Source organism: Massilia sp. BKSP1R2A-1, assembly GCF_050586525.1.
GTDB lineage: Bacteria > Pseudomonadota > Gammaproteobacteria > Burkholderiales > Burkholderiaceae_D > Telluria.
Window position 1 is genome coordinate 606,952 of record NZ_JBOBRE010000001.1, and the last position, 14,479, is coordinate 621,430.

The following is a 14,479-nucleotide window of genomic DNA, read 5'->3' on the forward strand; positions in this document are numbered from 1 at the left end:
GTTCTTCACTATCCCTATGCCCAAGCAACTGCAATGCGGCCAGTACAGCTTTGCGCTGGAAGGTCCGTCCTCCCTTCAACCCGTCGTGATGGGCATCCTGAACGTCACCCCCGATTCCTTCTCCGACGGCGGCCGCTACCAGGGCCTCGAATTCGCCCTCTCGCACGCCGAGGAAATGATCCGTGACGGCGCCACCATGATCGACATCGGCGGCGAGTCGACCCGTCCGGGTTCGCCCAGCGTCCCCGTGTCCGAGGAACTGGCGCGCGTGATGCCCACCCTGTACGCACTGCGCACCCTGGACGTCGCGCTCTCGGTCGACACCTGCAAGCCCGAGGTCATGCGGGAAGCCATCATCGCCGGGGCCGACATGATCAACGACATCAACGGCTTCCGCGCGCCGGGCGCCATCGATGCGGTGCGCGACAGCGATTGCGGCCTGTGCCTGATGCACATGCAGGCGACGCCGCAAACCATGCAGCAGGCGCCGAGCTACGCGGACGTGGTGCAGGAAGTGATCGACTTCCTCAAGGCGCGGGTCGAGGCGATGGTGGGCGAGGGCATTGCGCGCGAGCGCATCTGCATCGACCCGGGTTTCGGCTTCGGCAAGACGGTCGAGCACAACTACGCCTTGCTGCGCGAGCTGAAACGCATCCGCGACGAAGTCGGCCTGCCGGTACTGGCCGGCCTGTCGCGCAAGTCCATGATCGGCGCCGTCACCGGGCGCCCGGTCGAGCAGCGCGTCGCCGGCAGTGTGGGCGGGGCATTGGCTGCGGTAGCGCATGGCGCTAAAATTGTGCGGGTGCACGATGTCGCAGAGACCGTCGACGCACTGAAGGTATGGTATGCCGCGCACGGATGAATCGTGACGACGTGAAATAATTACTACAGATAAAATACGCACGGCGTTTAATCACGGAAAGAAAGAGAAGAAAATGGCACGCAAATATTTCGGTACGGATGGTGTTCGTGGTCTGGTAGGCGAGGCGCCGATTACCCCTGATTTCGTGATGCGCCTCGGCTACGCGGCCGGCAAGGTGCTGGCGCGCGGCGCCAAGTCGAGCAGCGGCCGCCCGGTGGTTCTGATCGGCAAGGACACCCGCATCTCGGGCTATATGCTCGAAGCCGCACTGGAAGCGGGCTTTTCCGCCGCCGGCGTCGACTCCATGCTGGCCGGCCCGATGCCGACGCCGGCAATCGCTTATCTCACCCGCGCGCTGCGCCTGCAGGCCGGCGTCGTGATCTCGGCGTCGCACAATCCTTTCCAGGACAATGGCATCAAGTTCTTCTCGCGGCACGGCACCAAGCTGCCGGACGCGGTCGAGCTGGAAATCGAGGAAGCCCTGGATGAGCCGATGGGCTGCGTCCCCTCGGACAAGCTGGGCCGCGCGACCCGCCTGCGCGATGCCCAGGGCCGCTACATCGAATTCTGCAAGAGCACCTTTCCGAACGAACTGGACCTGCGCGGCCTGAAGATCGTCGTCGACAGCGCCCATGGCGCCGCCTACAACATCGCCCCTCACGTGTTCCACGAACTCGGCGCCGAGGTCGTCTCGATCGGCGCCTCGCCGGACGGCTTCAACATCAATGCCGGCGTCGGCGCGACCGCGCCGAAAGCGTTGTCGGAAGCCGTGGTGGCCAACAAGGCCGACCTCGGCATCGCGCTGGACGGCGACGCCGACCGCCTGATCATGGTCGACGCCACCGGCCGCGTCTACAACGGCGACGAGCTGCTCTACCTGATGGTGCGCGACCGCATGTCGACTGGTCCGGTGGCGGGCGCCGTCGGCACCCTGATGACGAATATGGCGCTCGAAGTCGCGTTCAAGGAAATGGGCGTCGGCTTCGCGCGCGCCAAGGTCGGCGACCGCTACGTGCTGGAAGTGATGCAGGAGCGCGGCTGGCTGTTCGGCGGCGAAAGCTCGGGCCACCTGCTGGCCCTGGACAAGCACACCACCGGCGACGGCATCGTCTCGGCCCTGCAGGTGCTGTCCGCGCTCAAGCGCAGCGGCAAGTCGCTGGCCGAGTGCTGCAGCGAACTGAAGCTGTATCCCCAGACCCTGATCAACAAGAAGGTCACGCCGGGCTTCGACTGGACCCAGGACCAGGCCATGGTGGCCGAGAAGGAAGCCGTCGAGCGCGAGCTGGGCGACAATGGCCGCGTCCTGATCCGCGCTTCCGGCACCGAACCCCTGATCCGCGTCATGGTCGAGGCGAAGGAGGCGGCGCAGGCGGAAAGCATGGCCCGCCGCATCGCCGACAAGCTTGCCGCCTGATTTGACGCGCCTTTCCCCAGCGAGTATCATCGGCTTTACATCGGAGTGTAGCGCAGCCCGGTAGCGCACCTGGTTTGGGACCAGGGGGTCCAAGGTTCGAATCCTTGTACTCCGACCAAGGCTTCCTCCGCGGGCTGTCGATCGACAGCCCGTTTCATTTGCGGCGCCGCATGCGGCGCCATCATCTGCCCATAGCTCAGTTGGATAGAGCATCAGCCTTCTAAGCTGAGGGTCGCTGGTTCGAACCCAGCTGGGCAGGCCATTTCCAAGCTCGGATCTTTCCAAACATGCTCTTCCTGACAGTTCCCTACGCCGAAAAGGACGAAGCCAAGGCCCTCGGCGCCCGCTGGAATCCGACCAAGCGCCGCTGGTACGTGCCCGATGGCGTCTCGCCGGCCGCTTTTGCCAAATGGACTGGCAAGGATGGCGAGGCGCCCGCCGACGCGAAGGGCGGCAGGGTGGACAGCTACCAGGGCAAGACCGTGGTCGGCGCGAACTACATCGCGTTGGAGCACGACTGCAATCCCTTCGAAGCGTGCGAGCAGTGCACGGCCGCGCTGGCCGGCAGCGCATGGCTGAAGGCGCGCCAGGCGCTGTCCGCCGGCGCGGGCGGTCTCGGCTAGGGCGCAAGGGGAATCAAGCACGGTCGTATAGGCAAGCGAACGGCGCCTTCGGCGCTGCCGTGTTAACGTTCGCGCAGCGCGTATCCGCCCTGGGTGCGCCGGGCCCGGAGACTTGCCATGCGTTTCGCACGACTGCTACAGACTTGCGTGCTGCTTGCGGCCATGTGCTGCGCCGCTGGCCTTGCCAAGGCCGACGCCGCCGCGACGCCGGCCCAGGGCGAGACCTTCAGCCTGCAGCTCGCGGCGCCGGGCGCGGCAGTCGACGCCGAGTCCGGCACGGTGCAGTTCATCGGCACGGCCACCGTCATCATCCGCTACCAGGGCTTCACCATCCTCACGGATCCGAACTTCCTGCACAAGGGCGGCCACGTGCACCTGGGCTATGGCCTGACCTCCGAGCGCAAGACCGAGCCCGCCATCAATTTCGAAGACCTGCCGCCGATCGACCTGGTGGTGCTGTCGCACTTCCACGACGATCACTTCGACAAACTGGTGCAGGAAAAGCTGAACCGCGCCACGCCCATCGTCAGCACAAAGGAGGCGGGCGAACGGCTCAAGCGCCTGGGCTTCACCCGCACCTTCGGCCTCTCCACCTGGGACCGCCTGGAAGTCAGCAAGGGCGCTGCGCGCATGCGCGTCACCGCTGCACCCGGCCGCCACGGCCCGGCCGGCGTCGCCGTGCTGCTGCCCAAGACCATGGGCTCGGTGCTCGACTTCGGCCCGAATCCGGATATGCCCGACTACCGCATGTACATCAGCGGCGACACTCTGGTATACGACGACATCCACGCGATTCCGCAACGTTTCCCCAACATCGACCTGGCCCTGCTGCACCTGGGCGGCACCCGCATCCTCGGCGTGCTCAAGGTCACCATGGACGGCAAGGACGGCGTGCGCATGATGCAGGTCATCCGCCCCAGGAAGACCGTGCCGATCCACTACAGCGACTACGACGTCTTCAAGTCTCCGCTCGAGGACTTCGCGCGCGAAGTCAAGGCGGCCGGCCTGGAGCGCGACGTGGTCTACCTGGCCCACGGCGAGACCTACGCCTTCCGCCGCGTGCAGCGCTGACCGGGCAGGCGGGCAGGGCCGTTGCCGCCCGGATCCAATCGTGCGCGGCTCGCCATACTGCCGAGTAAACGCTAAGATGCCAGCCTGACAATATCGCTATCCTCGCTCCGGGCCACGGCATGCATCGAACGCAGCACGGCAGTTCCCATGTTTCTGCGGTCCGGCGCGACCGGCGGCTCGTCACGGGGATCGCCGTCTCGGTGCTGCTGCACGGCCTGTTGCTGTCCCTGCAGTTCGGGATACCCGGTTTCGATGCCGGCTCCGGCGGGCCGATCCGGGTGACGCTCGCGCCGCCGGCTGCGCCGATCGAACAGCCTGCCTTGCCGCCGGTCCCGCCCACCACGCTTCCCGACCTGCCGCCATCACCCCCGGCGGCATTGCCGCCTGCGCCGGCCCAGGGCATGCGCCTGGTGGATCCGCTGCCCAATCCCGTCGAGCCCGTTCCTGCGCCGCCGCCGAAAGCGGTCACGCGCAAACCTGCCCGTCCGAAGCTGGCCAAGCGCCGGCCGGCCGTGGCGCCGCCCGTGATCGCATCGACCGCAACCGACAATCCTTTCAAGGTGGCGCCCAGCCTGCCGGACTTCGAACCGGGCCCGGCGCTGGAGCCGCCGGTGGAGGAAAAGGATCCCGCGCCGGACGAGACGATGGTCGCGGCGCGCGCAGAAGAAGCCGCGCGACTGGCCGCGGCCGAGGAAAGCCGACGCCAGGAAGAAGAGCAACGCCTGCGCCGCGAGCGCGAGGCGGCCGCCCTACAGGCGCAGGAACTGGCCCGGCAGGAGGCACAGCAGGAAGCCGAACGCGCCCGGCTCGCGGCCAGCCAGGAAGACGAGCGCCGCCGTGTCGAGCGGCAGGCCGCCGAACGGTTCGCGCGCCAGCAGGCCGAGCAGCAGGAAGCCGAACGGGCCCGCCTGGCCCAGCAGGCGCTTGAAGAGCGCCGCCGCGAAGCCGAGGCCATGGCCGAACAGCAGCGCCTCGCGCAGTTGCGCGAGCGCGAGGAAACGCTGGCTAAAGAGCAAGAGCAAAGGATCGCCGCGCAGCAGCTGGCCGCCCGCGACGCCGAGCGCCGCCTCGCGCAGGAAGCGGAGCGCCGGCGCCTCGAAGAGGTGGCGCAGGAAGAACAGGCGCGCCGCCTGGCGGAAGAGCGTGCCCAGGCCGAGCGCCTGGCCCGGCAGCAGGCCGACGAGCAGGCCCGCCGCGCCGCGGCGGGACGCCTGCAGGCCCAGGCAGCGCCCGTGGATGGCGGCGCGACCGCGCCGGGCATGGGCAGCGGCGCCGGAGCGGGGGCCGGCGCCCGGCCGGGCGAGGGCGCCGGGACGGCGGGCGCAGTGCCCGGCAGCGCGATGGCTTCGCGCGCCCGCGAGATGCTGCGCGGCCTGAACCTCCCGAACGTGGACCCGCCGCCGGCGCGCCCGTCCTTCATGCAGCCGCGCTCGCGGCGCGCGCTGGCCGATGGCGCCGAACGCGACGCGCCGCTGCGCCTCTACGTGGACAGCGTGCGCCAGAAACTCGAGCGCAACGCCATCCTCGGCGGGGCGCGCTTCGGACGCGGCGAAGTCCGCGCCGACCCGCTGGTCAGCGTTTCGCTGCGCAGCGACGGCAGCATCGACGACGTGACGATCGTGCGCTCGAGCGGCCGGCCCGACATGGACGAAGCGGTGCGTCGCTTCGTGCACCTGAACGCGCGCTACGCGGCCTTCCCGCCGAACGTCGCGGCGCGCTTCGACGTCATCGAGATCCGCCGGGTCTGGGTCCTCGCCGAAGGCCTCAAGCTCCGCGAAGAGCTGCGCTGACTCCCTTCATTTCCCGCATCCCTCCCTGCCTCGGCTCGACCTTTGATCCGCTGCAAAGCCTGGCCTGACGGACACCGTACGCTGAGCTGAACGGCTCACCGAAGCCGCGTACTTTTTGATAGGCAACAATCATGGCTTTGTTTTGTTCAGGTGCAATAAATAGTTGCTGTGCGGCGGCGGCGCTGGCGCTTGCACTCGGCGGGTGCGCCACCGGTCTCGGCTTCGACTCCTCCGCGGGCGCAGCGGAGGGCGGCGCGGCCCCGCCCACCGAACTCATCACAGACAAGCTGATCGCCGCCGAGCGCCTGGCGTCCGACAGCACCGCACAACAAGACCTCGGTCCGCTGTTCGTGGCCTCTCCGCCGCCCTACACCATCGGCCGCGGCGACATCCTCTCCATCGTGGTCTGGGACCATCCCGAGCTGGCGGCAGGGGGCATGAACTCGGCCACGGCCCTGGCCGACAGCGGTGCGCCGTCGAATACGGCCGCGCCCGGCTTCGCCGTCGACCACATGGGGCGCATCCAGTTCCCGCTGATCGGCCTGCTCACCCTGGAGGGCCAGACGGCGGAGCAGGCGCGCGAACTGCTCTCGAAAAAGCTCGCCCGCTACATCGCCCATCCCAACATCACGCTGCGGGTGCAGTCCTACCGTAGCCGGCGCGTCTATGTCGACGGCGAAGTGCGCACGCCGGGCCTGCAGGCCATCGACGACATCCCCATGACCCTCGTCGAAGCGCTCAACCGCGCCGGCGGAATGACGCAGGGCGCCGACCAGAGCCGCATCGTCGTCGAGCGCGGCGACGCGCGCTATACCGTGAATCTGCGCGATCTGATCCAGAAGGGCGTCAATCCCGGCACCATCCTGCTGGCACATGGCGACGTGGTGCGCGTCCACTCGCGCGAGGAAAGCAAGGTCTTCGTCTCGGGCGAGGTGATCACCCCCAAGGCCCTGACCATGCACAACGGCCGCCTCACGCTCAATGAGGCACTGGGCGAGACCGGCGGCATCAGCCCCCTCAGCGGCGATGCGCGCCAGGTCTAGCCGAGGCCGACAATGCCGATGACGGCGCTGCGGTCCTGCAGCCTGTCGAGCAGCTGCTCCAGATGAGGGGAGGTATTCTCGTCGCGCATGTGTTTCCTCGTCGGTAAGTGCGGTGGGTGCAGTGAACTGCGGGCAGGACTAGATACGGAAGGGAACGAGCCGCTTGATCAGGCTCGGGCGCGGGGCATCGGCCACCAGCGGCGGCGCGCTCGAGGGCGCGTGCGGCACGTATTCGGCGACGATGGCCTTGACCATCGATTCGATCGTGCCGCGTTCGTGGGTTTCGCACGCCATCATCAGGCAGGTGATGCAGGTTTCGAGCACGCTCGGCCGCAGCGCGCTTTCCTTCATGCGCATGATGCGCGGGTGCTCGCTGGGGAAGACGGTGCCGTCGGTGAGCAGTTCCTCGTGCAGCTTTTCGCCCGGGAACAGGCCGACGAACTGGATCTCGATGTCGCCGCGCGGGTTCAGCGGGGTGCGCTCGGTCAGGCCGGACATGGCGACCATGGTGCGCGCCAGGTCGACGATCTTCACCGGCTCGCCCATGTCGAGCACGAACACGTCGCCGCCCTTGGCCATGGCGCCGGCCTGGATGACCAGTTGCGCCGCCTCGGGAATCAGCATGAAATAGCGCGACACGTCCGGGTGGGTGATGGTGACCGGGCCGCCGCGCGCGATCTGGCGCTGGAACAGGGGAATCACCGAGCCGGAGGAACCGAGCACGTTGCCGAAGCGGACCATGCAGAAGGTGGTGTGGGCGCCGTGGCGCACGGCCGCGGCCTGGAAGATCAGCTCCGCGATGCGCTTGCTGGCCCCCATGATGTTGGTCGGGCGCACCGCCTTGTCGCTGGAGATCAGCACGCAGGTTTCCACCTTGTGCTTCGCCGCGGCGCTGGCCACCACCTGGGCGCCGACCACGTTGTTGCGCAGGCCTTCGACGATGTTGGCTTCCACCAGGGGCACGTGCTTGTAGGCGGCGGCGTGATAGACGGTGGCGACCTTGCCCTCGCGCAGGATACGCTCGACCAGGTCGTGGTTGCAGACCGAACCCAGGTGAGCATGGATGGGCAGGGAGGGAAAGCGGGTGCTGAGCTCCTGGCGCACCGTGTAGAGCGCGTATTCGGAATGGTCGAGCAGGTGCAGCTCGCTCGGGGTGAGGGTGACGATCTGGCGGCACAGTTCGCTGCCGATGGAGCCGCCGGCGCCCGTCACCAGCACGCTTTTTCCCCGCACGCAGCGGGCAAACAGGTCGAGCCGCGGCGGCACCGGCGGGCGCCCCAGCAGGTCCTCGAATTTCAGTTCACGGATCGAGCCGCGCGCCGGTGGGCGATCGTCGGCCAGGTCGACGAGGCGGCTCAGGATCTTGACCGGGACGCCGGCCTGGCCGAGGCGCTGCATGATGTCGCGCAGGCGTTCCGGCGGGGCCGAGGGCAGGGCGATGACGATGGTGCGGATGCCCTGGCTGGCCACCAGTTCGGCCAGGCGCGCCGTGTTGAAGACGCGCAGGCCGGCGATGGTGCGGTCGCCCATGGCGCGCTTGTCGTCGAAGATGCAGACCGGGCGGTATTCGTCGCTGTGGCGCATGGCCTGCACCAGCCGCGCACCGGCCTCGCCGGCGCCATAGACGGCAACCGCGTCGGAATTGCCGGTCCGCTGGCCGCCATGGCCGCGTAAGAGATTTCGCAAGCCGATACGGGAAATGACCACGTAGGAAAAGACGACGAACCAGTAAATCGCCAATGCGCTGCGCGGAAAGCGCGGTTCATTCATGATGATTAATACGACATACACGCATAATATGGCGAATGCCAATGCGGCCCCGGTGAAACTCAGAAGCCGCTGGTCGATAAAGCGGATGACCGCCCGATACAGATCGGACATGGAAAACGCGGCAATCGTGACCACGGCCACTAATACATAGGAGGCTGGCCCGTAATTTCTTGCGAGCTGTAAATCGCCCCCGCGCAATATCATGGCGATCAAAAAACAGACCGGGAGGGCCAGCAGGTCCGCTACGACCATCAGGGCGATTTTGCTGGTGCGATTCATCGACACCATCCGTGCGCGAAGCTGGCTGATAAGATCGGAACTGAATTTCGACATGGCGGTCCGCTGCTGGTTAAGGAATGAGTGGTGTGGCGCTCGACTGGTATGCGGAATAGGGCGGTGTTGAATAATAAATAGCTCGATATCTCATTCGTCCGAATGAGCTCATCCGGAACTCGTATGTTTTGTAAATTTATTATCTTGCTACCACAACGAGGGGTGTTTGACCTGACTCAACGGCGGAAAGTGAATTAAAAATAAAGTGCCCGAAATTTAAATAGGGAAATGAAATTAGGAAATAAATCGTCTAATTCATTTCCATAGATAATTTTATTGACGCGCATTGCACTCGCGGGGAGGCGGGGCTTGGCGGATCGGCGAGAAGCAGGGGCCGACCTGCGGCGTGGGCCGCCGGGGCCGGATGGCGCGGGCGCGCAACGATCCCGGGGACAAAGGAAGAATTGGCAGGAGGGCGCAGCCAGGGAAGCCCGCATCCGGATGCGGGTCCACCGTGCCGTGAGGCGGGTCAGTCGAGGAGGCGGCCGGGCGGCCGCTCCCGGTTCAGGCGCCGGCCGGGCGGCCGGGGCGTGGTTGCGGCGCCATCGGCGGCACCGCGATATCGTCGTTCAGGCGCAGGAACTTGAATCCGGCCAGCACCTGGCCGGGCTTGCCCTCGCGCGCATTCTTCGCCTCGCGCTCGAGGGCGCGCGCGATGAAGGAGTCGAAGGTCTCTTCGCGCACCTTCGGGGCCTGGGAATGCAGGAAGTGGCGCTCGCCATTCGGTCCCAGCACCACCAGGCCGACGTGCGAGGCCCAGTACTCGCCGTCGCGGGTCGAGATCACGTTGACGAAGTCGCCCTCGCGCAGCTGCGCAGCGATGGCGGCCACCCCCTCCTTCGGGACATACGCCTGGGTGCTGCTCTCGACCGGGATGTCGGCCACCGTGTGGTGGCGGGTGCGCAGGAACCGGGCGCGGTCCACCGTCATCCGGTAGGTCGGTCCCGCGGGGCCGGCCAGTTCGGCGCTGACGTCCCGCACCAGCCAGCGGTTGGCCACGTTCCAGTCCATCTCCGTGTAGTGGTTGCGGGTGGCCACGCCGATCACGCCGTCGCGGTAGCGGATCCGCTGCAGCATCCAGAAGAACTCTTCCCAGGACTGCGACAGCGCCATCGCATAGGTGTGCTCCGCGAACACTACGCAGTCGCTTTCCTTCAGGCTGAAAAGCGGCAATTCGTCGTGGATCTCGTAGGGGAACTCGCCCAGCAGGTGCAGGGAGTAGGGCTGGCCCAGGTTCTTGCGCCCGATCGCCGCGATGCGCTTGCGCAGGTCCGGCTCCGATGCCTGCATGTGGGCGATGTAGCGGCCCGCTTCGCGCGGCGTCATCTGGTAGAGCTGCTTTTGCAGGACCTCGGCCAGCGGCGTATCCGGGGGCGGTGTGGCGGGGAGCTTGGGAGGAGCGGAGGCGCAGCCGGCGAGGGCGGCGCCGGCAAGCAGCAGGCAGGCGAGGCGCATGATCGGGTCGGTCAAAGTGTTGTGATATCGCCACGCTAATTCAGCGTGCGCGGCCCGGATAATGAAATTATATACAGGCGCCATAACCCGGAATGCGGGTTTGCAGGGCGCTTGCATATGGACATTCCTCCTAGTTATATAGCATATAAAACAAGTGATTATTCAGTCGGGAAGCAGTTCATCAATACTGCAACAATGGCAGCGTTGGCGCTTGCCCCGAAGACCGATAGCTACAAAAACAGGAGAGACCATATGTTCAAGCAGAAGCCGCTCGCAGCAGCGGTGTCGTTGGCGGTAATGAGCTTTGCAAGCCTTCCCGCCGTGGCGCAAAACCAGGCTGAGCCCCAACCGATGTTGAATAACCCGGTGCAGCAGGTCCAGGTGACCGGCATCCGCGGTTCGCTGCAGCGTTCCCTGTCGGTCAAGAAGGACGCCACCGCCAACGTCGAAGTGATCAGCGCCGAAGACGTGGGCAAGATGCCGGACAAGAATCTGGCCGACTCGCTGCAGCGCCTCGCCGGCGTGGCGGTGCGCACCGACTACGACGAGGCGGAAAAGGTCTCGATGCGCGGCACCAATCCTGATATGTCGCTGATCATCTTCAACGGCCACACGGTGAGCGGCGGCGACTGGTACGTGGCGGACCAGGCCTCGAGCTCGCGTTCGACCAGCCTGTCGCTGATGCCTTCGCACGTGCTGCAGCAGGCCGTCGTGTACAAGACCTCGCAGGCCAACATCGTCGACGGCGGCCTGGCAGGCACGATCAACGTCAGCACCCGTCGTCCGCTGGCAGCCAAGGAAAAAATCTCGGGGGTGGTCAGCGTGGGCGCAGCCTATGCCGACCTGCCGGGCCGCTGGGGGCCGGACATGAACGGTTCCGTCACCTGGAAGAACGACGCCGGAACCTTCGGCGTGCTCGCTTCGGTGTTCAAGGAAAAGCGCTTCGTGCGCCGTGACTCGGTGTCGCGTTTCGCCTATGGCACCAGCAGCGGCTGGGACGTCATCAACACCTCCACCATGCTGGGCATTACCGATGCCTCCCTGGCCGGCACCGGCTACAAGGCATCCGACCTGAACGGCGTGCGACTGCCGGGTTCGATGAGCTCGGAATTCGTCGAGTCCGAGCGCGACCGCAAGGGCGGCATGGTGTCGCTGCAGTTCAAGCCGAACCGTGACCTCGATGTGGTCCTTACCGGTTTCCACTCGGAGATGGGCGCCGACAACCATGGCCGCCTGACCTCGAGCGCGATCTATTCCATGCTGCTCGGTAAGAACCAGCCGCTGGGTGCGACCGCCGCGACCTCGGCCAACACCAACTCGAATGGCCAGCGTGTCTACGCCCAGATCCGCAACCCCGTCATCGTTACCGAGAAGACCGTCTACGGCCACGAACTGAAGGTGCTCAAGGCCGCCGACATCATGTTTGCGGATGGAACGACCCCGCAGTACGTCGGTAACTCGGAAGGCTTCTTCCGCGACGGCGCCAAGGCGACTTCGGCATTCCTCGACCTGGACGCCAAGTACATCGTCAACGACGACCTGACCGTGAAAACCTTGCTGTCGACCACCCGCGGCGTCGGCTCGACCAAGCTCGACCAGGGCCTGACCCTGGCGCGCTACGGTACCGGCATCTCGTATGCTCTGGGCGGCCTGCATGACGCACCGTATGTGAAGTACCATGGCGCGGGCAGCAACCAGCCTGGCCTGAACGCCGACGGCAGCGGCTACACCATCGTCGACCGCGCCGCGTCCGGCGTGCGCACCGTCGACAAGGAGTGGAGCGCCCAGTTCGACGCCGAGTACCGGATGGACCGCGGCCTCCTGAAATCGTTCGAGAGTGGCGTGCGCTTCGCCGACCACGAGCGCACCAGCGGCCGTCGCGGCCCGGCCTTCCGTAACGGCATCACGGTCGACGCGACCACCGGGAAGGTCACCTCGAACACCCCGACCCCGACCACCGGCTGGGTCGGCTATCCGGGCGACTTCGGCTCCGGCCTGGGCGGCGGCTGGTGGGACAACACCGGCTTCACCTACACCCGTGACGCGACCAAGGAATACATCGCCGCCAACACCAAGGTCACCACCCCCGAATGGGAGCGCCGCGTCAACACCGAGATCGACATGAGGGAGCGCCAGAGCGCGGCCTACCTGATGGCGAACCTGGAAGGCGAGCGCTGGGCTGGTAACGTCGGCCTGCGCTACACCCGCACCCAGACCGACGCCAACATCGCCACGCCGATCCCGGCCGGCCAGTGCGCACGCACCGAACCGGGCAAGCCGGCCACGACCTGCCCGGCCTATCCGGGCGCGATCACCACCGCCGGCAACGGCGCCGCCTACTTCGACGGCATGGTCTTCAATCCGCTGGGCAGCGTGGTGTACTACCTGAAGCCGGTCAGCCGCACCTTCGACAAATGGCTGCCGAGCATGAACCTGCGCTACGAGGTGAGCAAGGACCAGATCGCGCGCTTCGGCGCCAGCCGCACCATCGGCCGCCAGAACTACAACATCCTGGGCAGCGGCTTCGGCACCCCGACCTGCGACGCCAACGGCTGCCGCGTGACCGGGCCGAATCCGGACATGCGTCCGCTGGTTTCGGACAACGTCGATCTGTCCTATGCGTGGTACTTCGGTCCGCGCTCGGTGCTGGCGGTCAGCGCCTTCCACTCGAAGATCGACGGTTACGCCAAGACCGGCGCAACCGGCGCTTCCACGGTGGACCTGATCGATCCGCGCGACCAGACCGTCAAGACCTTCGCCATCAATACCGCCTCGCAGCAGGGTGCGAAGATCAGCGGCCTGGAGCTGCAATACGAGCAGCCGATCGGCGATACCGGCTTCGGCTTCACCTCGAACGTCAGCCGCGCCAAGACCAAGGTCGACGACGGACGTCCGATGGTGGGCGCCTCGGAATGGGCCGGCAACCTGGGCCTGTACTTCGAGAACGACAAGCTGTCGACCCGCCTGGTCGCGAACTACCGCGGCGAGTATGTCAGCAGCACGACGGCGCCGTCGCCGACCGCGAACAGCCAGGGCCTGTCGGTGATCAACGGCGTGGCGATGCCGACCGCGCCGACCTACGCCGACGCCGTCACGACGCTCGCGTTCTCGCTGAACTACTACCTCACGAAGAACATCGAGCTTGCGTTCAGCGCCAACAACCTGACCAATGCCAAGCGCGCCCAGTATCGCTACAGCGAGGAAGAGCAGCAGAAGCTGGACGTCAGCGGCCGACAGTACTACGTGAACCTGCGCTACAAGTTCTAAGAACCTGGCAGCGTTTCCTTTGGGGGGAGCTTCGGCTCCCCCTTTTTTATTCGGCCCGGGAGCGCTTTCCGCTTGCGCCCGCCGCCTTGTAGGACGCGGCCTATCGAAAAATGTGCGGCAGCTAACGGTCGCGAAATGGGGTCGCCGTTATGATGGAGCCGTGTGAGTGAGGCGCTGCGCTGCAAGCGATGCAGAGGGCGCCGACAGCTCGACAGGTTAGCCGGTCGCCTCGAGGACCGGCACCAGATCCGGGCCGGCGTTCATCACCTCACGACGAACGACGGCCCCACAACGGGAGCGGAGGTTGCCAATGTCCGAGATCAAGCATCCACCCAAGCATGTGGTCCGTGAATACCTCGAACGCCGCGCACGCGATACGGCGCCGCCGCCGTCGCCGGAAGAAATCCGGCGCCAGCTCGGTTGGGGCATGCTGATGCCCTCCGACCTCAAAATGGGCACCAACCGCTCCTGATTTCGGCCGCGCCTTTGGCGCGGCGTCCCATCCAAGGAGACCGCCATGACCCGCAAGATCGGCAGCAAACACGAAGCACAGCACCGCGGCACGAAGGAACGCCAGGAGATCCGCCGCACCAACATCGCCCGCGAGGCCGTCAAGATGGCCGAGGCCCGCGCGAAGTACCGCAACCAGGTCAAGGGCCGCCCGCAGCTGGAAGCAGCCGCGGCCTGAGGCCCGGCGCATTGCCCATCTGGCCCGCCATTGGCGGGCTTTTTTTATTCCTCCGCCGATCCGCCGCCGTTCGCCGACATGTTCGGCTGCCTCCCGCCGCCCGCCGAAAACTTCGCCATTCACCGCCTTCCCGCCGCCATTCGCCGAAATGCGCTCTCTCCCG

The 14,479-nt window shown here is 66.3% G+C and carries 11 protein-coding genes and 2 tRNA genes; 11 read left to right on the top strand and 2 right to left on the bottom strand.

Annotated features, from left to right (window positions below; all coding sequences use genetic code 11):
* Positions 1-16: 16 nt before the first annotated feature.
* The 8 genes from folP (at position 17) to ACQ7JA_RS02780 (ending at position 6,803) form a co-directional block, all read left to right on the top strand.
* On the top strand, positions 17-862 hold the full coding sequence (folP, locus tag ACQ7JA_RS02745; RefSeq protein WP_430894368.1) for a dihydropteroate synthase: 846 nt from the start codon (positions 17-19) through the stop codon (positions 860-862).
* 73 nt (positions 863-935) lie between these two features.
* Positions 936-2,276 carry a phosphoglucosamine mutase gene (gene glmM / locus ACQ7JA_RS02750; RefSeq protein WP_430894369.1) on the top strand — a complete coding sequence of 447 codons (1,341 nt, stop codon included), beginning with the start codon at positions 936-938 and terminating at the stop codon, positions 2,274-2,276.
* 41 nt (positions 2,277-2,317) lie between these two features.
* Positions 2,318-2,394, top strand: a tRNA-Pro gene (locus ACQ7JA_RS02755).
* Positions 2,395-2,461: 67 nt separating this feature from the next.
* A tRNA-Arg gene (locus tag ACQ7JA_RS02760) sits at positions 2,462-2,538 on the top strand.
* A gap of 25 nt (positions 2,539-2,563) precedes the next feature.
* Complete coding sequence (locus ACQ7JA_RS02765; protein ID WP_430894370.1) at positions 2,564-2,899, top strand: DUF5710 domain-containing protein; 336 nt, start codon at positions 2,564-2,566, stop codon at positions 2,897-2,899.
* A gap of 117 nt (positions 2,900-3,016) precedes the next feature.
* Complete coding sequence (locus tag ACQ7JA_RS02770; protein WP_430894371.1) at positions 3,017-3,970, top strand: MBL fold metallo-hydrolase; 954 nt, start codon at positions 3,017-3,019, stop codon at positions 3,968-3,970.
* Positions 3,971-4,089: 119 nt separating this feature from the next.
* Entirely contained in the window at positions 4,090-5,760 is a 1,671-nt protein-coding gene (locus ACQ7JA_RS02775; RefSeq protein WP_430894372.1) for an energy transducer TonB, read from the top strand.
* A gap of 131 nt (positions 5,761-5,891) precedes the next feature.
* Positions 5,892-6,803 carry a polysaccharide biosynthesis/export family protein gene (locus tag ACQ7JA_RS02780; RefSeq protein ID WP_430894373.1) on the top strand — a complete coding sequence of 304 codons (912 nt, stop codon included), beginning with the start codon at positions 5,892-5,894 and terminating at the stop codon, positions 6,801-6,803.
* A 138-nt stretch (positions 6,804-6,941) separates the two neighbouring features.
* Here the strand turns inward: ACQ7JA_RS02780 and ACQ7JA_RS02785 are convergent, their stop codons facing one another.
* Positions 6,942-8,906, bottom strand: a complete 1,965-nt coding sequence (locus ACQ7JA_RS02785; RefSeq protein WP_430894374.1) for a polysaccharide biosynthesis protein — start codon at positions 8,904-8,906, stop codon at positions 6,942-6,944.
* 504 nt (positions 8,907-9,410) lie between these two features.
* Positions 9,411-10,376, bottom strand: a complete 966-nt coding sequence (locus ACQ7JA_RS02790) for an N-acetylmuramoyl-L-alanine amidase-like domain-containing protein (RefSeq protein ID WP_430894375.1) — start codon at positions 10,374-10,376, stop codon at positions 9,411-9,413.
* 237 nt (positions 10,377-10,613) lie between these two features.
* Here ACQ7JA_RS02790 and ACQ7JA_RS02795 point away from each other — a divergent pair, with 237 nt between their 5' ends.
* The 3 genes from ACQ7JA_RS02795 to ACQ7JA_RS02805 all read left to right on the top strand — a co-directional run bounded on the left by ACQ7JA_RS02795 (position 10,614) and on the right by ACQ7JA_RS02805 (position 14,316).
* Positions 10,614-13,628 (top strand): TonB-dependent receptor, encoded by a 3,015-nt coding sequence (locus ACQ7JA_RS02795; protein ID WP_430894376.1) that lies wholly within the window; start codon positions 10,614-10,616, stop codon positions 13,626-13,628.
* A 310-nt stretch (positions 13,629-13,938) separates the two neighbouring features.
* A complete protein-coding gene (locus ACQ7JA_RS02800) occupies positions 13,939-14,100 on the top strand; it encodes a hypothetical protein (protein ID WP_430894377.1) in 162 nt (53 codons plus the stop codon).
* Between the two features lie 45 nt (positions 14,101-14,145).
* Positions 14,146-14,316: a hypothetical protein gene (locus ACQ7JA_RS02805; protein WP_430894378.1), complete on the top strand. Its 171-nt coding sequence runs from the start codon at positions 14,146-14,148 to the stop codon at positions 14,314-14,316.
* Positions 14,317-14,479: the final 163 nt, after the last annotated feature.